Genomic DNA, 25159 nt, shown 5'->3' with positions numbered 1-25159 from the left:
CAAAAAGTGCGCGGCAATCATTGCGATTCCCGTTCACCCGGTCGTATCGTCGATTATCAGGCCCCCAGAGGCAGTTCAGGCATTGAGCCCTGCGCAAGATGTCATCACGTAGACCAAGTTTATAACATAAAATCGGCCGCACTCCTAGCATCCTGCCTCGCCTGAGAATAACGCACAAAAACAATGCGTTAAGTCAATCATCGAGCCAGGAATGGAAAAAAGTCGCCGAATCCGCGAATCATCTGGCCACGCCCGCAGGTCATGCCCACGGACCGCGTTGCCGGGCACTACATGGGTGCGGAGGTTGTCAGCCGCCCTCGCCCGGCTTCTCCGAGAAGTACTTGGTCACCTTGTCAGTCTCGCCGTCGCGCTCTTCGGCTTCGGGCAGCGGGTCCTTCTTGGTGATGATGACAGGCCACTCCTCAGAGTACTTGCGGTTGAACTCGACCCACTTTTCCATGTCCGGCTCGGTGTCCGGACGGATGGCGTCAGCCGGGCATTCCGGTTCGCAGACACCGCAGTCGATGCACTCGTCAGGATGGATGACCAGCATGTTCTCGCCCTCGTAGAAACAATCCACCGGGCAAACCTCGACACAGTCGGTGTATTTGCAGGCGATACAGTTGTCGATGACGACATAGGTCATGAGCGATCCTCACTCGGGCATGTTTCCGGTCTGACTAATCCAGCACTGCGGATCAATCAAGCGCAGAGGACCTCGACTTTTCGTACTGCCGCCGGTCCTTCTTGGTGGGCCGCCCGCCCTGCTCGATCACCGGCGCGGACGGGTCTCGTACGCGCGGCGCTGGCGGGTCCAGATCTTCATAGAGTTCGCGGGCTTCGGGCGCCGGGCCGCGCCGTGTTCCGTGCGCCAGAACGCGGATGACCCTGACGTCATTGCCCTGTGTGAAGGTCAGAACATCGCCTGCGGTCAGGCCGAACGCGGGCTTGGCGATCGGCAAGCCATTCACGCGAACCCCGCTGGCGACCACCTTGGCCGCCAACGAGCGAGTCTTGAAAAAGCGCGCATGCCAGAGCCACTTGTCGATGCGGATCTTTGGCTGCGGAGCGTCGGACACTCAGTCTTTTCCCTTCAGCCCCATCAGGGCCGCTGCAAACGGGTTGTCCGGGTCGATGGGCTTGTCCTTGCGGGGAGGACGGGATTCGAAGGTCTTCGGACCACGGTCGCCTTTCGGCCCGCCCTTGCCCTTCGGACCACCCTTGCCCTTGGGTCCCTTGCTGCGCGGCTTGTCGCCACGGTCGTCGCGACGGCCGCCACCCGCACCCTGCGCATCGCGGCGCGGCTTGCCGCCGCCCCGACGCTGCTGGTTGCCGCGGTTTCCGCCCCAGGTGAAGGTGTAGAACACTTCCGTCTCTGCACCCGCGACGGCAGCATCCGGCGCCTCGCCCGGCAGGATTTCCTCTTCAGGCGTTTCAGGAACCGCATGCTCGTTGCTTGCGGCATCCATCTCTTCCGCCGGTTCGGCAGAAACCGGCGCCTCGCCCTCGTCCTCAAGCTGGGCCACCGGTTCGGCCACGTCGGCAGGCTGCGGCGCTTCGTCTGCGCCCGGTTCCAGCGTTGCGGGCGTCTCGGCGGCCACGTCCATCACCGGTGTATCTTCCGGCAGGTGGGTGGCCTCGCCTTCGACCTGCTCTCCGGTTTCCGGCTCCAGAACCGCGTCGACCGCCTTGACCTTGCTGCGTTCACCCTTCTCGGCACGGTAGCCCAGACCCTGCATCAGGTCGGCAAACTGCTCCAGCGTCATGCCGGTGATCGACAACATGTCGGCCTTCGCCTCGAAGCCGCCACGCGAATCCTCGCTGCGGAGCATGTCCGCAAGACGCTCCAGCATGTCGATCCGGATGGCGCGCGCGCCTGCCTTGCGGTAACCCGCCAGCGCGTAATGCTGCGCCGGGACCTCGTCGATGTTGGGAACGGTCACCAGTCCCGGCGGCGGCGCCTCGGGGAATTCGTCCAGACCGTTCGACAGCGACCAAAGCACAAGCCGCAGGCGCGTCGGGGCGGGCTTCAGAAGGAGCGGCATGAAAATGGTGAACTGACCGAACCGCACACCGTGCTTGCGCAGCGAGCCGCGCGCATCCTGATCCAGCGACTTGACCTCGTCGGCCACTTCGGCGCGAGGGATGACGCCGAGCGACTCGACCAGCCGGAAGGCGAAACCGCGCGCCAGACCGGTCAGGGTCTCGTCGGCCTCCATCTTCAGGAGCGGTTCGAACAGCGCCGCGATCTTGCGGTCCATGAAGTGCTGGAGGCGGCGCTCGACCTTGGAGGCCACGTCCGGCCCCGCCTCTTCATCGACAAACGCGATGACTCGCGGCTTCAGAGGGGCATCGCCCTTCACCAGCTTGCCCACCGCCTGATCGCCCCACATGAGGCCACCCTGCTCGGTAAAGTCGATCTCCGTGTCGGGCGCATTGTAGAAGCGGTCCGCGCGCAGGTGGAAATGCGGCGTCAGGGCCTGCAGGCTCGCCTGCCGCAGCGTCTTTGCCTCCTGCCCCTGCGCGTCCTTGTCCTGACGGAACCGGAACCCCTCAAGCTTTCCAACCACGTGACCTTCGACGGTCACCTCACCCTGATCGTTCACATCGGCCAAGAGGGCCTCCTTCTGTTTCAACCGGCGAAGCAGAACACTGGTCCGCCGATCTACAAATCTTTGCGTCAACCGCTCGTGCAGAGCGTCCGACAAGCGATCTTCTACAGCGCGAGTGGCCTCGCGCCAATGCTCTTCGTCACGCGTCCACCCACGTCGTTGCGCCACATAGGTCCATGTGCGGATATACGCCAGTCGTTTCGACAATGTGTCAATGTCGCCATCCGTCCGGTCAATGCGTGCCACCTGCCGCGCCATGAAATCGTCCGGCACCTGCCCGCGTTCGTGCAGGTGCCCAAAGATAACGCCCAGCAGCCCCGCATGTTCCGCAGCGCTGATGCCGCGGAAGTCGGGCACCCGGCAAACGTCCCAAAGGAGCCGGACCGACTCGACACTCGACGCCCGGGCACTCACCTCGGCCTCCGACGCGAGCCCCCGCAGAGCGCGCAGATCGTCGGCTTCACGCGCCTTCGACAGGATCTGATGGTCGGGAGAGACCTCCAGCGAATGCTCCAGCGCGTCGATAGACGCGAAATTCAGGGCCGCGCTGCGCCATTGCAGCTTTTTCAGCGGCGTGAAGGAGTGGTTGCAGATCGCCTCCACCACATCCTCGGACAAGGGCGACGCTTCGCCGGTGACGCCGAAAGTGCCGTCGGACATGCCGCGACCGGCGCGGCCCGCGATCTGGGCCAGTTCGTTGGGCATCAAGGGGCGCATCCGCCGCCCGTCGAACTTCGTCGTCGAGGAAAACGCCACGTGGTCGATATCGAGGTTGAGCCCCATACCGATGGCGTCGGTGGCGACGAGGTAGTCGACTTCGCGATTCTGGTAGAGTTCGACCTGCGCGTTCCGCGTCCGGGGCGACAGGGCACCCATGACCACGGCCGCCCCGCCCTTCTGCCGTTTCAGCAGTTCGGCGATGGCGTAGACGTTGTCCACCGAGAAACCGACGATGGCCGTGCGCGGCTGCAGCCGGCTGATCTTCTTCGACCCGGTGTAGACAAGCTGCGACATGCGCTCGCGCCGGACGAACTCCACGCCGGGCACGAGCTGGGCGATCGGGCCGCGCATGGTGTCTGAACCCAGAAAGAGCGTCTCGTGCGTGCCGCGCATCCGCAGCAGGCGGTCGGTAAACACGTGCCCCCGTTCCGGATCGGCACAGAGCTGGATCTCGTCGATGGCGACAAGATCCGCGCCCATGCCCTCGGGCATCGCCTCGACCGTGCAGACCCAGTACTGGGCACGGGCCGGCACGATGCGCTCCTCGCCGGTGACAAGCGCTACAACCGAAGGGCCGCGCGCGGCCACGATCCTGTCATAGACTTCGCGGGCCAGCAGACGCAGCGGCAGACCTATGACACCGCTCCTGTACGCCAGCATCCGTTCGATGGCGTAGTGCGTCTTGCCCGTGTTGGTCGGGCCTAGAACGGCCGCGATCCGTGCTCGCTGCGCCATGCGCCTCTCTCGGACGATCCCGTCTTACAGGGACACACCCTTAACCTTGCGTTCCAGCCGCGTGAGAGCATTCTCGACGTCTTCGTCATGCGGCCTAAGCTCCAGTACCCGTTCATAGGCCCGGTAGGCAAGCACCTCATGGCCGACCTGTTCGTGGATCGCAGCCACGCCGCGCAGCGCACCGAAGTGGTCCGGGTTCAGCGCAAGCACATGCTCCAGCGCGTCCATCGATTCGCCCAGGCGTTCTTTCTCGAAGAAGGCCAACGCCAGTCCATGCCAGCCCTCGGCGAAGTCGGGCGCGTGATCGGTGAGCGCCCGGAAATGCTCCAGCGCCGCATCGGTATCCTCGACCTCCAGCGCGTCGCGGCCACGTTTTAACAACAGGTCCATCGCCGGAGAGCCGGTCTTCGACCACTCCGTAATGATCTGGTTCTCAAGCCGCTGTGCCGCGGTTTCCGATTCCGCACCACGAAGCTCCGACATGAGCTCGTCGAGGCGCTCATCCGCAGATACCGCGAATGGTACGGAAATCATGACTGTGGCTAGGATTGCCGTGACGGTATTTTTGAATTCCATGTCACCCGTGCTCATTACCTGCCATGAGTGTAGCGCCCGTGCGCCGAATTTGAAGCGCACGATTTAGAGAGAAAGCACCAAGGAGTCTCTTATGAGCGAAGTTGTGACCAAGGCGGTGGCCGCCCTGCAGGAAAAGATGGGCGGCGAGTCCTTTGATGGCTCTGCGAAATTCGTGATCGAGGACGAAGGCAGCGTGATCATCGAGGGCGACACGGTGCGCGAGGGCGACGATGCCACCGACGTGACCCTGACCGCAGACCGCGACACGTTCGAGGCCATCCTTTCAGGCGACCTTAACCCGACCGCCGCTTTCATGGGCGGCAAACTGGCGGTCGATGGCGACATGTCGGCCGCCATGCGCCTTGCCGGAGTGCTTGCCTGATGTCCCTGACCCCCGCGCCCTTCTACGCCGATCTGTCCGAAGGTCCGGAAGGCTCCCGTGCCTTCTGGATGGAGGCACCGGATCTGCTGAGGCTGCGCATCGCGCATTTCCCGTCACGGGGAACGCGGGGGACAGTTCTGCTCTTTCCCGGGCGGACTGAATACGTCGAGAAATACGGCCGCACCGCTGCAGCCCTGGCCGAGGCGGGATACCACACCCTAGCCATCGACTGGCGCGGACAGGGGCTGGCGGACCGGATGCTGGAAGACCCGCGCACCGGCCACGTCGGCCTGTTCGAGGACTACCAGCACGACGTCGCGGCGATGAAGGCCATCGTGAAGGTGCTGGACCTGCCCAGGCCGCTGCACTTGATCGCCCACTCCATGGGCGGCTGCATCGGTCTGCGGGCGGTGATGAATGGGCTGCCGGTGGCCTCTGCGGTATTCACCGGACCGATGTGGGGCATCCGCATCGCCAACCCGGTCCGGCCCGCGGCCTGGGCGATCAGCCGGGTATCGAAATCCGTGGGCCTCGGCCACGTCTACGCACCCGGTACGGGCGCGGACAGCTACGTCGCCTCGGCCGACTTCGAGGACAATCTGCTGACCCGCGACCCGGACATGTGGGACTACATGCGCCGCCAGGTGCTGGCCCATCCCGAACTGCAGCTCGGGGGCCCGTCCCTGCACTGGCTGCATGAGGCCCTGGCGGAGACCCGGTCGCTGGCCCGGCGCCCGTCGCCGCAACTGCCCTGCATCTGCTTCTGCGGCTCCAATGAGCGCATCGTCGACGTCGACCGCATCCGCACCCGCATGACGAACTGGCCCGGAGGGCGGCTGGACATGGTGCCCGCCGGTGAGCACGAGGTCATGATGGAAGTGCCATCGACCCGCGAGCGCATCGTGTCGGAGATGGTCGCGCTGTTCGACAGCGCCGGCGAGGCGCAGGCCCTGACTGCCTGACTGAGCGCACCGATAAGGTTTCGCCGCGCCGACCCGCGCGGCCCGCGGCCGCGCAGCGGGGCTCTGCCCCGCACCCCGAGGTATTTTCGCCAAGATGAAGATGGGGCGCCGTTTGGGCAAACGGACCTTCGGCACTGGCCTCGGTCTGGCGCCGGGTTAGATTTGCGCCATGACCGAGCCCGTCCTCACCTTCACCGACCGCGGGATCTATTGCCCCGCCGGCGATTTCTTTATTGATCCCTGGCGGCCGGTGGCGCGGGCCCTGATCACACACGGGCATGCGGATCATGCGCGCCCGGGGCATGGCTCCTACCTGGCCACCGAAGCGGCCCTGCCGGTGATGCGTCACCGTCTGGGTGAGATCAAGGCGGACGGGATCCGATACGGGGACGCGCGGCGTATCGGCGACGCCACCGTGTCCTTTCACCCGGCGGGGCATCTACCGGGGTCCGCCCAGGTGCGGGTCGAGGTCGGAGGGCAGGTCTGGGTCGTCTCCGGCGATTACAAGACCAGGGACGACGGGTTCTGCGAGCCGTTCGAGCCCGTGCGCTGCCACGCGTTCATCACCGAGTGCACCTTTGGTCTGCCGGTCTTTACATGGGCGCCACAGGCAGAGGTCGCCCGCGAGATCAACGCATGGTGGCAACTGTGCGCGTCAGAGGGCAGGACCGCGCTTTTGGGTGCCTACTCCCTGGGCAAGGCGCAGCGGCTTTTGTCCCTGCTCGATCCCATCGGGCCGATCCTGACACACGGCGCGGTGGAGGCGACGAACGAAGTGCTGCGCGGCCAGGGATGCGCCCTGCCCGACACCACACATATCACACCGGATATCGACCTGAAGGCGTTTCGGTCTCCGCTGGTGATCGCGCCGCCTTCTGCGCTTGGCGGCCCATGGGCGCGACGTTTCAGAAATGCGGCAACGGGTTTCGCGTCGGGCTGGATGCGGTTGCGGGGCATTCGCCGTCGCAGGGCCATGGACCGGGGGTTCGTGTTGTCGGATCACGCCGACTGGCCCGGGCTGCAGGAGGCGATCGAGGCCACGGGCGCGGAAACCGTTTATGCGACACACGGATACACCGAGATCTTCGCCCGCTGGCTGAGCGAGCAAGGCTATGACGCCCATGTGGTCCCGACAGAGTTCGGCAACGAGGCGGACGATGTGGAGCCGGTTGCATGAAGCGTTTCACGCGACTTTTCATCGCTCTCGACCAGACCACAAAAACGTCCGTGAAGACAGCGGCTCTGGCCGATTACTTCCGACATGCGCCCGATGAGGACAAGCTTTGGTGCATCGCGCTGTTTTCCGGCCGCCGGCCCAAACGTGCCGTGAACGCCACCGAATTGCGCGGGCTTGCGGCGGAGCGCGCCGGCATTCCGCTGTGGCTGTTCGAGGAGAGCTATCCCATCGTGGGCGATCTTGCGGAGACCATCGCCCTGGTCCTGCCGCCACCGCAAAACGACAGCGATTTCTCGTTGAGCCACTGGATCGACGCGTTACGGGACCTCAACCGCCTTCCACTTGAAGAGCGCAAACCGAAGATCGTTGCAGCATGGGATCAGCTCGATACACCGCAGCGGTTCCTGTTCACCAAGCTTCTGACCGGCGGGTTCCGGCTAGGGGTCAGCCGCAAGCTGATGACCCGTGCCCTCGCCCAGGCCACCGGGCAGGACGAGGCCGCGCTGGCGCTGAAGCTGATGGGGAACTGGACGCCGGACACCACCACGTTCCACGACCTCGTCGAGCGGGACGATCCCGCCGCCGACGCATCGCGCCCCTATCCCTTCTACCTGGCCTACCAGCTTGAGGATGCGCCGGAGACGCTGGGCGCGCCGGAAGACTGGCAGGCGGAATGGAAATGGGACGGCATACGCGGCCAGCTGATCCTGCGCGACGGGCAACACCATCTGTGGTCGCGGGGCGAGGAGTTGTTGACCGACCGGTTCCCGGAGTTTGCACGGGCGGCGGATTTCCTGCCGGACGGTTGCGTCTTCGACGGCGAGATCCTCGCGTGGCGTGACGGTCCCTTGCCGTTTGCGACGCTGCAACCGCGCATCACCCGCAAGACCGTTTCCAGGAAACTGCTGAAAGACGCGCCGGTCACGCTTTTGGCGTACGACCTGCTCGAACACGAGGGCCGTGACATCCGCGATCTTCCGCTGGCGGAGCGGCGGGCACGGTTGGACAGCCTGCTGACGGGCCTGCCCGGCGACGCCCCTTTGCGCCTGTCACCAGCGCTGCCGTTCGACACCTGGGACGCGCTGGCGAAGACCCGCAGCACATCGCGTGAGCATCGCTCGGAAGGGGTGATGCTGAAGCGGCTGAACGCACCGTACCTGTCGGGGCGCAAGAAGGGCGACTGGTGGAAGTGGAAGCTGGACCCACTGACGGTCGATGCGGTGATGATCTATGCGCAGCAGGGCCACGGACGGCGCGCCAACCTGTTCACCGATTTCACCTTCGCCGTCTGGAAGGGCAACGAACTGGTGCCGTTCACCAAGGCCTACTCAGGCCTGACGGACAAGGAGTTCGATGAAATCACCCATTGGGTCCGCCGCAACACGTTGCAGCGGTTCGGACCCGTAAGGCAGGTGCGCCCGGAACATGTGTTCGAGATCGCCTTTGAAGGCATCCAGGCCAGCCCCCGCCACAAGTCCGGAATTGCGTTGCGATTTCCACGCATGGCCCGGTGGCGGCGGGATAAGCCTGTGGCTGAGGCGAACACACTGGGCGACCTTCAGGACATGCTGTCAGCCTATGGCTGAATGACGGGTGCGCCACGCCGTCTGTGGGCAAAAAAACGTGCCGTTCCGGTCACATACAAAGACCCGAGGGCCGCGCCGATCTTCCCTCCGCTGTCCGCCCATGGCTTTATTTCATTCGTCCAAGACGGGGGCCTAGAATGCAGCGAATCCTCGGGCTTTTTGTCGCCCTATCCATGGCCGGGCCGATGGCCACTCAGGCGGCAGAGCCTGAACAACCGTCGTCCTTTGGCGGCTTCAGTTACCACGGAACGCTGTCCATCGGCACCACGGACATGAAGCCCGGACCGGGGATCGGCTTTGCGGATGTGAGCTTTGCAGTGCCACTGACGTCCCGCGTGCCGCTTACCTTCGAATTCGGCACATACCTGTTTTCGCTCGACGGCAAGCGGCCGCATGAAACCTACGGGGCCTTCGCATGGGACAGCCGGTACAAGCTGGGGGCGTTGCGCCCGGCTTACGACGCCGTTCTTCCTTCGGTGTTCGAGGACACCGCACCCTTCCTTGCCTACAGCCGGGCCGAATACACGCGCGCCTACAACACGGTGGAGGCCATGCGCCGCACCGCTGTTCCGTGGGGCCTGTCCGCCGAGGGCAGCACGGGCAGTCTCGACTGGATCGTCTCGGTGCACGACGCCAGCAAGGGCAGCTTTCGCTCCGCCTCTGCGGCGCTGACGTGGAACGGGAACAGCTACCGGCTGATGGCCGCTGTGGAAAGCGTCTGGACGCGCGACAACGAACACGTTGCCACGAACTCAAAAGTCGGTGGCGCGTACCTTTTCGACGGAGGCGAGATCGGGCTGGCATACCTCCACCCAGAGGCCAACCAACGCCCCGATGCCGTCGCGTGGCACATGCGCGTGCCGCTTGCCGACCGTCTCGGACTCGACGTGATGGGAGAGTTCACCGAGGATGCGACGGACGAGGCCTACGGGATCGCGGTGGACTACAGCTTCAAGGAATTCGGCAAGGTGACGTTCGCGGCCACCGATGGGGCGCTTCACCCCGGGCTGCACGCCACCTACACCTACAAGTTCTGACAGGAGGCGCGCGCCCCGTGAGGGACGCACCATCTCAGTTTAGCTGCATTTTGCGTCGAATGCAGCCTGCCCCTGGCCGACACCGGTGACCGTGACGGTGCAGTTCTGATCGCCGGAACTTACTTCGACGCTGTCGCCCACCGCCACGCGCTGCGTCGTGACACCGTTGACCGCGATCCGCGCCACACCACTCTGATCGTCGACCGACGACAGGAAGACGCGCACGGCCCCATCGGCCAGGCTGACGGCGTTGCCGGGTTTCATGCCGTTCTCGGGCGCTTCGCTCGCTGCCGCCTGCTGCTCTGCCTCCTCCTGCGCCGCCCCCTTGCAGTCGGAACCCAGTGTAACCCCGTCATCTGTCAGCGCCATCACCGACACCGCGCAGGTCTGTTCCCCGACGCTGGCGTGCGTTGTGCCACCCGCACCCAGCATCGACGACTTTCCGTTGATCGACAGCCGGGCCGAGCCGCTCTGTGCATCCAGCCGCGAGACAAAGACCCGAAGCGCACCGTCCGCGAAGATCGCGGTTTCGCCGACGCCCATCGGCTCGCTCAATTCCGCGGTGTCGCTTGCGCTCATGGCTTCTGCCGAGCCGTTTTCGCCCAAGGCGGAACCCCCGCCCGCGGCCGCGACTGCGGAGGCGGCGATACGCGCGCTTTCCTCGATCCCGTTCGAAATGTCCGAAAGCGCCGTCTTCATCGCTTCCGTCTGGCTTTTCGACGTGTCCGAGATCTTTGTGCTCAGGGCCGTCTGCATTTCGTCCAGCTTGGCCGACATGCCCTCGGTCGAGGCACGCACCCCCTCTGTCAGCGCCGACGGGTCGACCTTGCTGTCGTTGACCGCCCGCTCCAGCGTCCCAAGCCGTTCCTCCAGCCGGGCAAGGGCCTCCTGCGTGCTGCTGGCGGCCTGGGCCGATGCTTCCTGCGCCGGGCTGAGCGACCGTCCAATCGCCTCTGCCATCTTGCTTTCGCTCACGGCTCCGCCGACGGCGACGCCTGCCAAAAGGCCCACGAGAACGCCACCGACGCCAAAGACCACGTTTTTGTTCGACATGCTGAAAATCCTCCCTTGAATACCGCGTGCCCCGGATTGATTCCCCGGGTGTCCTTTCTCAGTGTAGGGCGATCCGGCCGCGCGTCTCCAATCCTTTTGGCTATGCCCGCCGCCCAAATATCCGGCACCTCGCCTTGCCTTCCCCGTGATGCGGCCCCTATGTCTTGCTCAAATGGCAAACAGAGGTACTCCCATGCGCATGACCGCCCCCCGTCCCGTCTTCGATGCCAATGCCAGCGCAGGTGGCAAGGACCTGGGCCCGCTGCCGGAGTGGGACCTGACCGATCTTTACCCGGCCCCCGACGCGCCGGAACTGAAACGCGATCTCGACTGGCTGGAGGATGCCTGCCGCAGCTTCGCCACCGACTACGAGGGCAAGCTCGACTCGCTGGACGCGAAGGGTTTCCTCGACGCGATCCACCGCCACGAAAAGATCGAGGGCATCGCCGGGCGGATCATGTCCTTCGCGGGCCTGCGCTACTACCAGATGACCGTCGATCCGGAGCGTGCGAAGTTCCTGTCGGACATGCAGGAAAAGATCACCGTCTACACGACGCCGCTGGTCTTCTTCACGCTGGAACTGAACCGGCTGGAGGACGACTTCTTCGACAGCCGCTACGCCGAGAACGCGGACCTCGCCCGCTACAAACCAGCCATCCGTCGCATCCGCGCGATGAAACCCTACCAATTGTCCGACGAGATGGAGAAGTTCCTGCACGACCTGGGTGTGGTCGGCGACGCGTGGGAGCGCCTCTTCGACGAGACAATCGCAGGGCTCACCTTCACCATCGACGGTGAAGAGCAGAACATCGAGTCGACCCTGAACCACCTGACCGATCAGGACCGGTCGAAGCGCGAAGCCGCGGCCCGTGAACTCGCCCGCGTCTTTGCCGCCAACATCAAGACCTTCGCGCGTGTCCACAACACGCAGACCAAGGAGAAGGAGGTCATGGACCGCTGGCGTGGGATGCCCACCGCGCAGACCGGCCGCCACCTGTCGAACGACGTCGAACCGGAGGTCGTGGAAGCCCTGCGCAATGCCGTGGTCGCTGCCTACCCGCGCCTCAGCCACCGCTACTACGAACTGAAGCGCAAGTGGCTCGGCGTCGACCGCATGCAGGTCTGGGACCGCAACGCGCCGCTGCCGATGGAAACCGACCGCATCGTCAAGTGGCCCGAGGCGCGTGGCATGGTGATGGACGCCTACACCGCCTTCGACCCCCGCATGGGCGAGATCGCGACCCCCTTCTTCGACAAGGGCTGGATCGACGCCGCGGTGAAACCCGGCAAGGCGCCCGGCGCCTTCGCGCACCCCACCGTGACCGACGCGCACCCCTACGTGCTGCTGAACTACCTTGGTAAACCGCGCGACGTGATGACGCTGGCACACGAACTGGGCCACGGCGTGCACCAGGTTCTGGCGGCGGATCAGGGCGAAATGCTGGCCTCCACCCCGCTGACGCTAGCGGAAACGGCCTCGGTCTTCGGCGAGATGCTGACCTTCCGCAAGATGCTCGAAAACGCCAAGGACCAGAAGGAACGCAAGGTCCTGCTGGCCGGCAAGGTCGAGGACATGATCAACACGGTCGTGCGTCAGATCGCCTTCTACGACTTCGAATGCAAACTCCACGAGGCGCGTCGCGGCGGCGAACTGACCCCGGACGACATCAACGCGCTCTGGATGTCGGTGCAGGCGGAATCGCTGGGCGAGTCGTTTGATTTCATGGAAGGCTACGAAACCTTCTGGGCATACATCCCGCACTTCGTGCACTCGCCCTTCTACGTCTACGCCTATGCCTTCGGGGACGGCCTCGTGAACGCGCTCTACGCCGCCTACGAGGAACAACCCGAGGGGTTCCAGGACAAGTACTTCGACATGCTGAAGGCTGGCGGATCGAAGCACCACAAGGAGCTGTTGGCGCCCTTCGGACTGGACGCCACGGACCCGGCGTTCTGGGACAAGGGCTTGTCGATGATCGAAGGCTTCATCGACGAACTGGAAGCGATGGAGGACTAGGCGCGACCTGAGCCGAAGTCGCCACTGCCGCGGCTATTCCATCACCACCCGCGACACCACGCGCCCCAGCACTTCGACGCAATTGCCGAGATCGACCGGCGCCGAAAGGTACGCCTTGCGGCACAACTTACCGGCAAAGGCCAGGTCGATCTCGCCCATGCGTCCCATGACGTCGAACCGGACGATCTCGACGCTGGGGCCCTGGCGCGCGCCGCGGCTGGTCCAGAACGGCCCGCCCAGCCGCTCGGGGACGTAGAGGATATCGACCGACATGGGCGCCACCCCCGGCGCGTACCAGCCCGGAAAGCGGACAGTCAGGCTCATGACATCGGCACTGGAGAAATCCGGCTCCACGTGCCCCTGCAACTGCAATTCCGCCAACCACTGGTCCTGCCGGAACGCCGCCGTCGCGATCTGGCCCCCGGACCGGTCGAACGCATAGAGCCGCCACTCCATCGGTGCCCCGTCCACCCGGGCCGTCATCACCCCCAGTTCCTCGGCGCAGGCCGGCAGCGGACCAAAGCCAACCGCCAGGCACAGGGGCAGGACCCGGACCGCCGAAAAGCACCCCCACCTCTGCAAGACGGGCCACGTCATGCCCAAGACCTCACTTTAACTGGCTGTCCTTCGACCCCCGCCGGTTGTACCCGGCCCGCGCCTTGAATACACTGTCACGCTCGGACGCACACTCCACGCAGAGCTTTACCCCCGGCAGCGCCACGCGGCGCTTTTCGGGGATTTCCTCGCCGCACTCCGCGCACGCGCGGAAACTCTCGCCCGACGGGCCGCGGCGCGCCTTCAAGCGCTCCAGTTCCTCCTGGATCGTCGCTTCCATCTGTTCGTTTTCCGCGCCGTCGCGGCTCCATCCCCCCGCCATCGTGCACCTCCGTCCGCATTTCGGCCCTGAGGCACCCACTCCAGCACGCCTCGACATTCCAACGCAAGCGCCACGGTACCGGTTGCACGCAGAGAAATCCGCCACGTCAGGCCAGCCGCCGGAAAACTTGAAACCGGAACGTCGCGTCGCACGTATCTATTGCGAACCGCATTGCAGGAACGCCACCGATGATCCGCACCGCCACCCTCCTCCTGAGCCTTCTGGCAACGCCGCTTTTGGCGGCGGGCTTCACCTTCAACGGCATCGACGGTGGGACGCTCGATCTCGGCGATTGGAAAGGCCAGCCGGTCCTCGTCGTCAACACCGCCTCGCGCTGTGGTTTCACGCCACAATATGATGGATTGCAGAGCCTTTACGACCGGCACAAGGAAGACGGTCTGGTTGTCCTTGCCGTACCCTCCGACGACTTCCGTCAGGAACTCGCGACCGCCGAAGAGGTGGCCGACTTCTGCGCCGTGAACTTCGGGCTAACCCTGCCGATGACGGACATCACCTCTGTGCGCGGCGCAACGGCGCATCCGTTTTACCAATGGGTCAAGCAGCAATACGGGTTCGAGCCGTCCTGGAACTTCAACAAGGTGCTCGTCAGCCCTGAAGGCGAGGTTGTTGCAACCTTCGGGTCGACGACCAAACCGTTGTCGGAACCGATCGTCTCGGCGATCCAGCCATACCTGAAATGACAACGGGCGCCCCCTCAGGGCGCCCGCTGCACGAAAATGGGCGATTGGCGAATGATCAGGCCCTGAGCAGGGCGTAGATCTCGTCCTTCAGAACGGCCCGCTCCTTGCGAAGCTCATCTTCGGCCAATTGCTCCATCGGTTCCACGTTCGTGGCCGCGCGGTGCACCCGGCGGTTTACTTCGTGGTACTGGTCAGCCAGCCGCGCGAAATGTGCATCGCTGGTCTTCAGTTCACGGAGTTTCTCAGCGTATTCCGGAAACTCTTCGGAAAGCTCGTGGGGGGTATGCGACATGTGCGTCTCCTGTCGTTCTTGCGTCAGAACAGACACTAAAGCCACCCTGCCCCACCCACCTTGATGCGCATCAAATATGCACGTTTTTCGGGCTCAGCGTTTGGCGCGGCGCCACCCGGCATCGCGTGCCTCGGATTCCGAACAGAACCACCGTTCGCCCAGCGTCTCGGTGATGACCGTCGCGTCATAGTCGCGCTGGCCGGGAACATGATAGATCCGGGTTCCGCCAGAGCGGCTGATGTTGCCCTTGATCCGGCACCCCAGCGGGCTCTCCTGCCCCAAGGCGCCTGTCTTTGCGCGCGCCTCCCGCTTTAGTGCCCGATACCGGGCCGGACGTTCGAAAACCATTCCGTGCAAGCCCCGTTCCGCCGCGCGAGCCGACGCTTCATCGCCAAGATAGTCCCGAGAGTACTTGGCGTAGGCCAGCGCCAGACCTTCCGCCACCAATTGCCGCCCGACATCTTCGCCGTGCACGAAACACTTCGCCACCACGCGGCCATAGCCATCCATGTCCACCTCGGAACAGCGTGCGTTTGCCCCTTCGTAGACCGACCGGACTTTGTCAGACACCCATGCGCCACAAGGCCAGGGACTGACACCCTTTGCACCGCACATCTGCGCGTTCTCCGGAGTGTCGATGCCGTGGAGCCGGACGCGCGTGTCGCCAACGACAAGGGTGTCGCCGTCGATCACGTGCACCTTCCCTGCGACCTCAGCCTGGGCGGGCATTGCAAGGCACAAGAGGAGGGCAATCATTGGGCGCAACATACTTCTGTACATCGGGACGCCGCCAGCCAAGTCAATAACCTGTGTTAAAGAATGATTAAGACTGCATCTGCGGGGATGCCGAGCGCCGCCTTCATTGCCGGACCGGATGCCCCTGCTTCGGGCACCCGGACGGCGCCGCCGAACGCGCGCAATCCGACTCTCTGACGTATCGCCCCACGGCTGGCATCACGGTAATCCGAAGGCGCGTCGAGCGATGCGAACCCCAACCCGCCGCGCAGTATTGCCGCGCCGATGTCTTCGCGCCCTTCAAGGCAAAACGCCGCAAACGACACGCCATCCTGCATGAACTGCCCGAAACAAGATAGCAGGCGCCCGTCGTATCGCGCTTTAAGCTCGCCCACGGCCCAACGTCCGCAGGCGAATCCATCGCCGCAAACAAGATTGTCGTTCACACTTTCGAGGCCGCGCAGTTGAACGACGGTGTCGCCCACGACGATCCGTGCGCCATCCAGAACCCGCGCGGGCCCACTGATGGCGCGGTCCCCGGCAACGACCGCCCCCGGCAGAGCAAGCGCCACCACGGGCATCAGGATCTTCAGCATTCTTAACATCGCATTAACGTGCGGCGGCGCCGCCGTCCGATCAATGCGTTTCTGAAGTCTTCGTTAACGTTGCCGGGTTTCCCAGTCCGGATGTATCCAGGGCGTTGCCGCTTCGGGCGGGAGCCGTCTGTCCAGCATGTGATCGGCGATCTTCTCGCCCACCATGATCGACGGCGCATTGAGGTTGCCGTTGGTGATGCGCGGGAAGATCGAGCTGTCCGCCACGCGCAATCCCTCCACGCCAATCACGCGCCCCACCGGATCGACCACGGCGTCGACGTCGTCGGCGCGTCCCATCCGGCAGGTGCCGCAGGGGTGATAGGCGCTTTCCACATGTTCCCGTATCACATCGTCAAGTTCGTCGTCGGTCTGTGCCGCCGCCCCCGGCTGAAGCTCGGCCCCGCGGAACGGTGCAAAGGCATCTTGCGCGAAGATTTCGCGCGTCAGCCGGATCGCTGTCCGGAAATCCTCCCAATCCTCCGGGCAACTCATGTAGTTGAACAGGATTTTCGGCGCCTCTTTTGGATCGGCAGACCGCAACGTCACCGCGCCACGCGATGGCGACCGCATCGGGCCGGTGTGCGCCTGAAAACCGTGCCCCTCCGGCGCGATGGCACCATCGTAGCGCACGGCGATCGGCAGGAAATGGTACTGGATGTCGGGATATTGCACTCCGGCGCGCGAGCGTATGAAACCCGCGCTTTCGAATTGGTTGGATGCGCCCGGCCCGGCCCGCCCGAACAGCCACTGCGCACCGACCCAGGCCTTGCCCCACAGGTTCCAGTACTTGGCCAGCGACACCGGCTGGGTGGCCGCCATCTGGACATAGAGTTCCAGATGATCCTGAAGGTTGCGCCCCACACCGGGCCTGTCCGCACGCACTTCGATGCCGTGGTCGGCCAGGTGCGCCGCAGGACCGATCCCCGACAGCATCAGGAGCTTCGGCGAATTGATCGCGCTGGCTGAAAGCACCACCTCGCGCCGGGCGTGGATCACCTCGGTCGCGCCGCCGCGCGATATCTCCACTCCGGTGGCCCGCCCGTCCTCAAAGACCACACGATGGGCCAGACCGCGAACTATGACCGCGCCCATCGCCTTTGCGGGCCGCAGGTAGGCCTTCGCTGCGGACCAGCGACTCCCCTTCCACACGGTCATGTCGAAGGCGCCGAAACCTTCCTGTTGTTCCCCGTTGTAGTCGCCAGTCTCCGGGTAGCCAGCCTGCCGCCCGGCCTCGACGAAGGCCCGGACCAGCGGGTTGTCCCGCCGCCCGCGCGTGACGTGCAGGGGCCCGCCGGAGCCGCGCCAGGCCGGATCGCCGCCATGACCGCCGTGGTGCCAGTCTTCCATGCGCCGGAAATAGGGCAGCACGTCAGAATACCCCCAGCCGTCTGCGCCTTGTTCGACCCAGTGTTCATAGTCCAGCGCATGGCCGCGCACGTAGATCATGCCGTTGATGGAGGACGATCCGCCCAGCACCTTGCCGCGCGGACAGGCCATCCTCCGACCGCCGAGGTGCGGCTCCGGCTCCGTCCGGAAACCCCAGTCGTAACGCTTCATGTTCATCGGAAAGCTGAGGGCGCCGGGCATGTTGATGAAAGGCCCCCAATCGGACCCGCCATGTTCGATCACGATGACCGAGTGCCCGGCTTCCACCAGCCGATACGTCAGCGCACAGCCCCCCGACCCCGCCCCCACAACGACATAATCCGCCAACATGGCCATCTTCCTTCAAGGCTTGCCGGTTTTCGACCGGCAAGGCCGGGCACCCCCGGCGGGGATGTGTTCAATCTAAAGACTTGGCACGTGCGGAACGCGCCTCGGGTGCCGCAAGGGACATCGAATGGACCAGCGCCCGGTGATCGTGCACGTGTTCTTCATCTCCGCCCCTCGGGCCGTCCCTTCATGAGGGCATGCGCCGCCCGGATCACCTCGTCCGCTGCGCCTTCGACGCCGGTACGGGACAGGGCCGCGCGCAGGTAAACACCGTCGATGAGGGCGCCGATCTGATCGGCGACGAGTTCGGGCGCGTCGCAGCGTTCACGGAGCGCATGGCGCAGGTTCGACCTGAGCCGTGCGTGATACATCGACAGGAGGCGCCGCGCATCCGGCTGGCTCTGCGCAAGACCGTAAAAGCTGAGCCAGGCCGAAACTGTCGCCGGTTCGAAGCAGCTTTTCGCGAAATTCGCCTCGATTACGGCCTCCAGCCGTCTGCCCGGTGCCGCAGCGGCCAGCGCGGCGCGCACTTCGGCGGCGTATTCGGAAAGGATGTGCCGCATGGCAGCCAGGAAGATGTCCGTCTTGCCGCCGAAATAGTGGTGCGCCAGTGCCGACGACATGCCGGCGCGCCTGGCGATCTGCCCGACGGTTACGTCAAGCGACCCCCGCGCCCCGATCTCTGCGACCGTGGCTGCCACCAGCGCTTTGCGCCGTATCGGTTCCTGTCCCAGCTTCGGCATGGGGCAGGGTTTGCCTTTTGTTGACTGATGAGTCAATCAAGAAGCGCTGGCCGGTGCGGGTGGCTCTGCTCGGGACGAGCGACCCGCCCGGCGTGCGTTGGTCGAAAGCCCATCCAAGACGCCCGGGGCGGATCGCATGGGGCAGTATATATCGGGCCTGTGCGAACGGTGCGTCGATGCAGGCCCGCCGACCAGCGTCGGCCTGTTCCGCAGGTCCGAAACTCAAACGCTGATGGTGCCCAGAACGCGGTTCTGCGGCAGGCGCGACACCTCGACGCCGATATCCGTGCGGCGCAGGTTGTAGCCGTAGCCCTTCATCCGGAACCGCCATTCCGCATCGGACAAGGCCTTGCCCCGTTCACGCAGCAAGAAGGCTTCGATCTCGGCCATGTTTTCGGTCAACTTGTTCTCTGCAAACATATCACTCTCTCCTGTAGCAAGTTTTCGCTACGTAAAGTGTTGCTCACATATTGCGGCGCGAATGCGCCCGCTCCGGGGATTTTTCGCGTTCGCGCGACAAAGGCCCGCAGATTACACCTTCGTTTCCGAAACGACCGGCGTGATCCGGCGCTTCAGAACGGCCTCGCGCCAAGTGATGAAGATCACCGCCAACATGATGACCGATCCACCCCCGACCACCCAAAGATCGACCGGTTCCGCGAAGAACATCGCGCCGATCAGCACGGACCAGACGAGTTGCAGGAAGGTCACCGGCTGCGTCACCGTCACGGGGGCCTCCACGAACGCAAGCGTCATGGCATAGTGACCGCCGGTCGCGAAACAGGCCACGCAGAACAGCACGGCCAACTCGCCCCAGGTGGGCCAGACCCAGACCGCAAAGGCCATGGGCGCAAGGCCGACGGTCACCGTCAGTGACATCATGGCGACCACGACCGCGGGGCGCACCTCGCTCGACAGGATCTTGGCCAGAAGGTAGGAGCCGGCGAACACGAGGGCCGTCACCAGCATGGCGTAGTGGCCGGGATCGAGTTCGCGAAACCCCGGCCGCAGGATCAGCATCGCCCCGACGAGGGCGGCGATGATCGCGGCAACCCGACGGACGGCAAGGCGCTCCCCCAGGAAAAACACGGCGAGCACGGTCACATAGACCGGGTTCAGGTAGTTCATCGCGGTGACTTCGGCGATCGGAATGCGTGTCATGGCGTAGAACCACAGCGCCACTCCGACCGTGTGCATGATGCCCCGCAACAGGAACAGGCCCCACAGCCTGCGCGTCAGTGTCGCCTCACGCAGATCCCGCCACATCGGGGCAAGAAAGACGAGCCCGAGCAAGTAGCGCAGGAAGGCGGCCTCCACCGCCGGGATCCTGTCGCCTAGCGCTTTCACCAATGCGGTGACGCCGACGAAGCACAGCCCCGTGACCGCCATCCAGAAGATGCCCACACCGGGCCGTGCCGTCTGTTCCATGCTGACAACATGTTTCTCACGGTCGGGAATGTCCATGCCTCACGCATGGCATTTCCCGAAGATGCGACTTCCGGTGCGGGGCAGTCCTGCAATGCGCCGTGGCCCGCCCGCACCACGCCGCGCAGTGTGCAAGACCATCGACCGGACGACGAAAAGGTCCGCCCTTCAAACGCTTGCCTGCCGCATGCCGTCTCAGTTCATCACTAGTGAAACCGCTATGATCAGCATCGTCGAGCCGACCAGGAGGTCGAGCACCCGCCATGCCGAGGGGCGCGCGAACCATGGCGCAAGGCTGCGGGCACCGTACCCCAGCCCAAAGAAGAAAACGAAGCTGGCCGCCATCGCCCCCGTGGCAAACGCCAGCCGGTCCGCATATTGCGCCGACACCGATCCCACCAGCACCACCGTGTCGAGATATACATGCGGATTGAGCCAGGTGAAGGCGAGGCAAGCCAGCACCGCGGCCTTCAGACTCTGCGCCCCCTCGCCGGCCCGAAGCGCCTCTCCGCCGCGCCACGCGGACAGCAGCGTCCGTGCGCCGTACCACGTCAGGAAAAGCGCGCCGAAGATCCGCATGGCCCATTCCAAGCCGGGCACCGCCCGTGTCAGCGCGCCAAAGCCAAGCACACCTGCCGCGATCAGCACGGCATCCGACAAGGCGCAGACCAGCACCACCGGCAGCACATGCACACCGCGCAATCCCTGCCGCAGGACAAAGGCGTTCTGTGCGCCAATCGCGAGGATCAGGGAAAAACCAAGGGCAAAGCCTGCCAATGCCGCGTCCATCCAGACCTCCGTCAGTTCGTGACCTTGCCTAACGCGGGTTGCGGGTGAAGGCGAGTTAATCCATTTTAATCTGATGAAGCACTTCTTAACAGGCGCCTGATGTACGACCCGGCACAGCTTTCGGCCCTTGAGGCGGTCCTGCGGCTTGGCGCGTTCGAGGCCGCCGCCGCCGAACTCAACGTCACGCCGTCGGCCATTTCCCAGCGAATACGGTCCCTTGAGGATCGGGTCGGCGCGCCGCTGGTGCTGCGCCAGTCCCCCGCCAGCGCGACAGAGACAGGCGCACGGCTTGCGCGCCACGCCCGGGAGTGCGCCCTGCTGGACGCGGCATTGGCCCGGGACCTCGGGCGCGCGTCGCAGGCGCGGGTGCGCATCGCGCTAAACGCCGACAGCCTCGACACATGGGCGATCCCCGCGCTGGCGCGCACCGATTTCCTGTACGACATCGCCATCGAGGACGAATCCGTCTCGGATCGGCGCCTTCGCGACGGGGACGTGACCGCCGCCATCACCTCGCGCGTTCAGCCGGTTCAAGGCTGCGACGCGGTTCCACTGGGTGTGATGCGCTACATTGCAACCTGCTCCCCCGCCTTCCGCGACAAGCATTTTCCCGAAGGGCTGACAGAGGACACGCTGAGCAAGGCGCCGATGGTCGACTATTCCGGCAAGGACGTTCTGCAAAGGCGCTGGCTGGCGGACCTCAACGGGCGGCCACTGTCACCACCGACCCACCATTTGCCCTCGACCCACGGTTTTGTCGAGGCGGCCCGCTGCGGGCTGGGCTGGGGTCTCAACCCGCTGCCACTGGTGGCAGACCTGCTTGAGAGCGGCGACCTGATCGCCATGGCGCCCGACCTCCCGCGCGACGTGCCGCTGTACTGGCAGGTGCGCAGCATAACCGCACCGGCGATCCGGCCGCTGACCCGCGCGCTGCGCCGTGCAGCGGCAGACGTGCTTCTTCCGATGCCCTGAAACGACAAACGCGCGCAGGGATGCCCCGCGCGCGCCGTGTGTTCCGAAAGATCCGCAAAGGATCAGGCGTCGAGCTGCTCCATGACCTCGTCGGAGGCCTCGAAGTTGGTGGTGACGCGCTGCACGTCGTCGTCCTCTTCCAGCGCATCGACCAGCTTCATGAGGGAGTTCATGCCGTCGAGATCCAGCTCGGTGGTCGTCGTCGGCTTCCACACCAGCTTTGTCGACTCCGACTCGCCAAGCGCCCCTTCCAGCGCGCTCGAAACATCGTTCAGGTCGGTGTCGGCGCAGTAGATCACGTGCCCGTCCTCGGACGACTCCACGTCTTCCGCCCCGGCCTCGATCGCCGCCATCATCACGTCGTCCGCGTCGCCGGCGGAGGCCGGGTAGACGATCTCGCCCTTGCGCTCGAACATGAACCCGACAGAGCCCGTCTCGCCCAGGTTGCCGCCGTTCTTGGAAAACAGCGACCGCACGTTCGACGCGGTGCGGTTGCGGTTGTCGGTCATCGTCTCGACGATCACCGCCACGCCGTTCGGGCCGTAGCCTTCGTAGCGGATTTCCTCGTAATCCTCCGCATCGCCGCCCACGGCCTTCTTGATCGCGCGTTCGATGTTGTCCTTGGGCATCGACTGCCCGCGGGCTTCCTTCACCGCCAGACGCAGGCGCGGGTTTTTCTCCGGGTCCGGGTCACCCATCTTCGCGGCGATGGTGATCTCCTTGGAGAGCTTGGAAAACACCTTGGCCCGGAGCTTGTCCTGACGGCCCTTGCGGTGCTGGATGTTTGCCCATTTGGAATGGCCGGCCATGATTGCGCCTCTCGTTCCCGACTGTTCGAAATCCGCGCCTCTATAAGCCATGCCCGACGCCTTGCCAAGGACGGCCATTGCGCCCGGTGACGCCCGCGCATAAGCCGGTTTGCATGGCACGATTCCTCCTTCTCCAGCTGCGCCCGGAAACCGAGGCCAGCGATGACGAATACCATGCCTTCCTCGACAAGGGCGGCCTTGCGGAGGGCCAGGTGCGCCGCATCCGTCTCGACCGGGAGGCGTTGCCCGAAGACCTGGACCCGGCCGACTATGCCGGCGTGATCGTCGGGGGCGGCCCCGGCTGCGTGTCCGACGCGCCGCAGGACAAGGACCCGGTGGAGGCGCGCATCGAAGCCGCCTGTCTTTCGCTCATGCCGAAGATCACCGGCGCCGACATTCCCTTCATGGGCTGTTGCTACGGCATCGGCATCCTCGCCCATCACCTCGGCGCCGAAGTCTCCAAGAAACGCTTCGGAGAGCCGGCGGGCGCCGTGACCTGCCATTTGACGGACGATGGCCGCCGCGATCCGCTGACCGCCACCCTGCCCGAGCAGTTCGACGCCTTCGTTGGTCACAAGGAGGCGGTCCAGCACCTGCCGAACGGCGCCGTGCACCTGTTGTCCTCCGCTCCCTGTCCCTACCAGATGATCCGCTACGGCGAGAACGTCTATGCCACCCAGTTCCATCCCGAAGCGGACGCTCGGGGCTTTGCGGCCCGGATCCGCATATACCGGCACAAGGGCTATTTCGCGCCGGAAACGGCGGACGACCTGATCGCCATGTGCCACGAGGCGGACGTGACCCAACCGCAACGCCTTCTTGCGGCCTTCGTCACCCGCTACGCCTGACGCGCGTCAGAGCGGCCAGAACATCGGGATGAACAGCGCCGCCAGCGCCCCGAGCCCGATGTTCAGCGGCAGGCCGACCCGCACGAAATCGGTGAACTTGTAGCCACCCGGCCCATAGACCAGCGTGTTGGTCTGGTATCCGATCGGCGTGGCGAAGCTGAGGCTTGCCGCGATCATCACCGCCACCACCAGCGGACGCGGATCGACGCCGATGGCGGTGCCCAGAGTCACGGCGATGGGCGTCATGACCACCGCCACTGCATTGTTCGAAACACTCTCCGTCAATACGCTGGTCATCAGGTAGACGGCCCAGACGACGGCCCATGCCGGAAGCTGTTCGACGTAGGGCGCGACGCCTCCGACGATCATCTGGACGGCGCCGGAATGCTCCAGCGCCGCACCGACCGCCAGCATCGCGAAGATCAGCGCCAGAAGCTGTCCCTCCACGAAGGAGAACGCCTCGTCCGCGTCGATGCAGCGGGTCAGCAGCACCAGAGCCACCGCCAGCACGGCCAGCGCGAGGATCGGCGCAAAACCCAATGCCGCCAGCAGCACGATGCCTGTCAGCGCCACCAGAGCGATGGGGGCATGACTGCGGCGGAAAGCGCGCGCCGAGGGCTGCGCCACGTCCACGAGCCCCATCTCGTCGGCCAACCGCTTGATGTCCTCGGCACTGCCTTCCAGCAGCAGAGTGTCCCCAACGCGCACGACAAGTTCGTCCAGTTGCCGGCCGATGTTCTGGTTTCGCCTGTGGACCGCCAGCGGATAGACCCCGAACCGACGGCGCAGGCGCAGACCGCCCAGCGACCGCCCCACCATCTTGCACCCCGGTGAAATGAGCACCTCGACGGTACTCGTCTCCTTGGCCGAGACCTGGTCGAGCCGTTTCAGCGACTTGTTGCTTTGCAGCGACAGAAGTTCGGCCATCGGGGTGCGCAGGACCACGCGGTCGCCGACCTCCAGCAACACGCCATCGAGGTTGCGGCGCAGCGATTCGTCGCCCCGGATCACGTCGACCAGCCGCACGCCTTCACGCTTGAACAGTTGCACACCCAGCACTTCGCGGCCGATCAGGTTGCTGTCCGGGGGGATCACCGCCTCGGTGAAGAACTTCATGCGGGATCGGTCCGAAAGCATTCCGGCCATGCTCATCCGGTCGGGCAGCAGCAGTGGCGCGACGAAGAACAGATAGAGCATGCCCGCCCCGACAAGGATCAGCGCCAGCGGCGTGACCTCGAAGATGGTGAACGGCTCCAGGCCCTGCGACCGGGCCACGCCATCGACCAGCAGGTTTGTCGACGTCCCGATCAGCGTCAGCGTACCGCCCATCATCGCGGCATAGCTCAGGGGGATCAGCAGCTTGGAGGGGGCAATGTTCATGACCTTGGCGATCTGGACGAACACGGGCAGCATGACCACCACCACCGGCGTGTTGTTCATCACCGCCGAGGCGAGCACAACGACCCCGAGGATCGCCGCCACAGCCCGCTTGGGACGTGCCGCGACCTGCGCCTGCGCATAGCCTGTAAAGGCATCGAGCGCGCCGGTGCGGACCAGCGCCCCCATGACGATGAACATCGCGGCGATGGTCCAGGGCGCCGGGTTCGACAGCACCGCAAGCGCTGCGTCGTAGGGCAACGCGCCAAACAACAGCAACGCGGCGACACCGCCGATGGCCGTCACCTCGGTCGGGTACGTCTCGCGCACGAAAAGCACGAACATCGCCACGACGACCGCGATCGTCGCCCAGGCCTGTGCCCCCTGACTCAAATCAATCCACTGCATCGCCGGCCCCTTGCTCT

Annotated in this window: 26 protein-coding genes; 9 read left to right on the top strand and 17 right to left on the bottom strand. The window is 64.9% G+C overall.

The features are described 5' to 3' along the window. Positions 1–307: 307 nt before the first annotated feature. Genes fdxA through ABFK29_RS08430 form a run of 4 tightly spaced genes read right to left on the bottom strand, consistent with a single transcriptional unit; the run spans position 308 to position 4643 of the window. Entirely contained in the window at positions 308–646 is a 339-nt protein-coding gene (fdxA, locus tag ABFK29_RS08445; protein ID WP_005856992.1) for a ferredoxin FdxA, read from the bottom strand. 52 nt (positions 647–698) lie between these two features. After that, a complete protein-coding gene (locus ABFK29_RS08440) occupies positions 699–1079 on the bottom strand; it encodes an RNA-binding S4 domain-containing protein (RefSeq protein WP_005856990.1) in 381 nt (126 codons plus the stop codon). Then, entirely contained in the window at positions 1080–4067 is a 2988-nt protein-coding gene (locus tag ABFK29_RS08435; protein WP_005856987.1) for a helicase-related protein, read from the bottom strand. Between the two features lie 24 nt (positions 4068–4091). Next, positions 4092–4643, bottom strand: a complete 552-nt coding sequence (locus tag ABFK29_RS08430; protein ID WP_232281524.1) for a tetratricopeptide repeat protein — start codon at positions 4641–4643, stop codon at positions 4092–4094. 91 nt (positions 4644–4734) lie between these two features. On the opposite strand from ABFK29_RS08430, the gene ABFK29_RS08425 reads away from it, so the two are divergent. The 5 genes from ABFK29_RS08425 to ABFK29_RS08405 all read left to right on the top strand — a co-directional run bounded on the left by ABFK29_RS08425 (position 4735) and on the right by ABFK29_RS08405 (position 9787). Continuing rightward, entirely contained in the window at positions 4735–5025 is a 291-nt protein-coding gene (locus tag ABFK29_RS08425) for an SCP2 sterol-binding domain-containing protein (RefSeq protein ID WP_005856983.1), read from the top strand. After that, positions 5025–5987 carry an alpha/beta hydrolase gene (locus tag ABFK29_RS08420; protein ID WP_005856981.1) on the top strand — a complete coding sequence of 321 codons (963 nt, stop codon included), beginning with the start codon at positions 5025–5027 and terminating at the stop codon, positions 5985–5987. The genes ABFK29_RS08425 and ABFK29_RS08420 overlap by 1 nt, the downstream gene beginning before the upstream one ends. 169 nt (positions 5988–6156) lie before the next feature. Next, a complete protein-coding gene (locus tag ABFK29_RS08415; RefSeq protein WP_005856978.1) occupies positions 6157–7164 on the top strand; it encodes a ligase-associated DNA damage response exonuclease in 1008 nt (335 codons plus the stop codon). Next, positions 7161–8750, top strand: a complete 1590-nt coding sequence (locus tag ABFK29_RS08410) for an ATP-dependent DNA ligase (RefSeq protein WP_005856976.1) — start codon at positions 7161–7163, stop codon at positions 8748–8750. The genes ABFK29_RS08415 and ABFK29_RS08410 overlap by 4 nt, the downstream gene beginning before the upstream one ends. 137 nt (positions 8751–8887) lie before the next feature. Then, positions 8888–9787 carry a hypothetical protein gene (locus ABFK29_RS08405; protein WP_040604272.1) on the top strand — a complete coding sequence of 300 codons (900 nt, stop codon included), beginning with the start codon at positions 8888–8890 and terminating at the stop codon, positions 9785–9787. 39 nt (positions 9788–9826) lie between these two features. Here the strand turns inward: ABFK29_RS08405 and ABFK29_RS08400 are convergent, their stop codons facing one another. Further along, positions 9827–10840, bottom strand: coding sequence for a hypothetical protein (locus tag ABFK29_RS08400; protein ID WP_005856973.1), 1014 nt, complete (start codon positions 10838–10840; stop codon positions 9827–9829). 193 nt (positions 10841–11033) lie between these two features. On the opposite strand from ABFK29_RS08400, the gene ABFK29_RS08395 reads away from it, so the two are divergent. Continuing rightward, positions 11034–12857, top strand: coding sequence for a M3 family oligoendopeptidase (locus ABFK29_RS08395; protein ID WP_005856970.1), 1824 nt, complete (start codon positions 11034–11036; stop codon positions 12855–12857). A gap of 33 nt (positions 12858–12890) precedes the next feature. On the opposite strand, the gene ABFK29_RS08390 is transcribed toward ABFK29_RS08395, so the two are convergent. Next, positions 12891–13454, bottom strand: coding sequence for a hypothetical protein (locus ABFK29_RS08390; RefSeq protein ID WP_005856968.1), 564 nt, complete (start codon positions 13452–13454; stop codon positions 12891–12893). Between the two features lie 10 nt (positions 13455–13464). Further along, positions 13465–13734: a DksA/TraR family C4-type zinc finger protein gene (locus tag ABFK29_RS08385; RefSeq protein ID WP_005856966.1), complete on the bottom strand. Its 270-nt coding sequence runs from the start codon at positions 13732–13734 to the stop codon at positions 13465–13467. Positions 13735–13922: 188 nt separating this feature from the next. On the opposite strand from ABFK29_RS08385, the gene ABFK29_RS08380 reads away from it, so the two are divergent. After that, entirely contained in the window at positions 13923–14435 is a 513-nt protein-coding gene (locus ABFK29_RS08380; RefSeq protein WP_005856964.1) for a glutathione peroxidase, read from the top strand. A 55-nt stretch (positions 14436–14490) separates the two neighbouring features. Here ABFK29_RS08380 and ABFK29_RS08375 read toward each other — a convergent pair whose 3' ends face one another. From ABFK29_RS08375 to ABFK29_RS08340, 8 genes are all read right to left on the bottom strand, one after another. Further along, the gene (locus ABFK29_RS08375) at positions 14491–14727 is read right to left on the bottom strand and encodes a YdcH family protein (RefSeq protein ID WP_005856962.1); all 237 of its coding nucleotides are present in this window, start codon (positions 14725–14727) and stop codon (positions 14491–14493) included. Positions 14728–14820: 93 nt separating this feature from the next. After that, positions 14821–15456 carry a thermonuclease family protein gene (locus ABFK29_RS08370; RefSeq protein WP_005856961.1) on the bottom strand — a complete coding sequence of 212 codons (636 nt, stop codon included), beginning with the start codon at positions 15454–15456 and terminating at the stop codon, positions 14821–14823. A gap of 83 nt (positions 15457–15539) precedes the next feature. Next, the gene (locus tag ABFK29_RS08365; protein WP_005856959.1) at positions 15540–16058 is read right to left on the bottom strand and encodes a hypothetical protein; all 519 of its coding nucleotides are present in this window, start codon (positions 16056–16058) and stop codon (positions 15540–15542) included. A 63-nt stretch (positions 16059–16121) separates the two neighbouring features. After that, positions 16122–17774 carry a choline dehydrogenase gene (betA, locus tag ABFK29_RS08360; protein ID WP_040604270.1) on the bottom strand — a complete coding sequence of 551 codons (1653 nt, stop codon included), beginning with the start codon at positions 17772–17774 and terminating at the stop codon, positions 16122–16124. Positions 17775–17932: 158 nt separating this feature from the next. After that, positions 17933–18514, bottom strand: coding sequence for a choline-binding transcriptional repressor BetI (gene betI, locus ABFK29_RS08355; protein ID WP_005856955.1), 582 nt, complete (start codon positions 18512–18514; stop codon positions 17933–17935). A 222-nt stretch (positions 18515–18736) separates the two neighbouring features. Then, the gene (locus tag ABFK29_RS08350; protein WP_005856953.1) at positions 18737–18934 is read right to left on the bottom strand and encodes a hypothetical protein; all 198 of its coding nucleotides are present in this window, start codon (positions 18932–18934) and stop codon (positions 18737–18739) included. 111 nt (positions 18935–19045) lie between these two features. Then, positions 19046–19978 (bottom strand): DMT family transporter, encoded by a 933-nt coding sequence (locus ABFK29_RS08345; RefSeq protein WP_005856951.1) that lies wholly within the window; start codon positions 19976–19978, stop codon positions 19046–19048. Between the two features lie 156 nt (positions 19979–20134). Further along, positions 20135–20728 carry a LysE/ArgO family amino acid transporter gene (locus ABFK29_RS08340; RefSeq protein WP_005856949.1) on the bottom strand — a complete coding sequence of 198 codons (594 nt, stop codon included), beginning with the start codon at positions 20726–20728 and terminating at the stop codon, positions 20135–20137. Between the two features lie 99 nt (positions 20729–20827). On the opposite strand from ABFK29_RS08340, the gene ABFK29_RS08335 reads away from it, so the two are divergent. After that, positions 20828–21700: a LysR family transcriptional regulator ArgP gene (locus tag ABFK29_RS08335; protein ID WP_005856947.1), complete on the top strand. Its 873-nt coding sequence runs from the start codon at positions 20828–20830 to the stop codon at positions 21698–21700. A 62-nt stretch (positions 21701–21762) separates the two neighbouring features. Here the strand turns inward: ABFK29_RS08335 and ABFK29_RS08330 are convergent, their stop codons facing one another. Beyond that, positions 21763–22509: a YebC/PmpR family DNA-binding transcriptional regulator gene (locus ABFK29_RS08330; protein WP_005856946.1), complete on the bottom strand. Its 747-nt coding sequence runs from the start codon at positions 22507–22509 to the stop codon at positions 21763–21765. 113 nt (positions 22510–22622) lie between these two features. On the opposite strand from ABFK29_RS08330, the gene ABFK29_RS08325 reads away from it, so the two are divergent. Next, positions 22623–23357, top strand: coding sequence for a glutamine amidotransferase (locus ABFK29_RS08325; protein WP_005856944.1), 735 nt, complete (start codon positions 22623–22625; stop codon positions 23355–23357). A gap of 6 nt (positions 23358–23363) precedes the next feature. Here ABFK29_RS08325 and ABFK29_RS08320 read toward each other — a convergent pair whose 3' ends face one another. Beyond that, complete coding sequence (locus tag ABFK29_RS08320; RefSeq protein WP_005856942.1) at positions 23364–25142, bottom strand: SLC13 family permease; 1779 nt, start codon at positions 25140–25142, stop codon at positions 23364–23366. Between the last annotated feature and the right edge of the window lie 17 nt (positions 25143–25159).

It is taken from the genome of Sagittula stellata E-37 (genome assembly GCF_039724765.1).
Taxonomy (GTDB): Bacteria; Pseudomonadota; Alphaproteobacteria; order Rhodobacterales; family Rhodobacteraceae; genus Sagittula; species Sagittula stellata.
The sequence above is the reverse complement of the archived record's forward strand: the minus strand, read 5'-3'. Positions and strand labels throughout refer to the sequence as shown.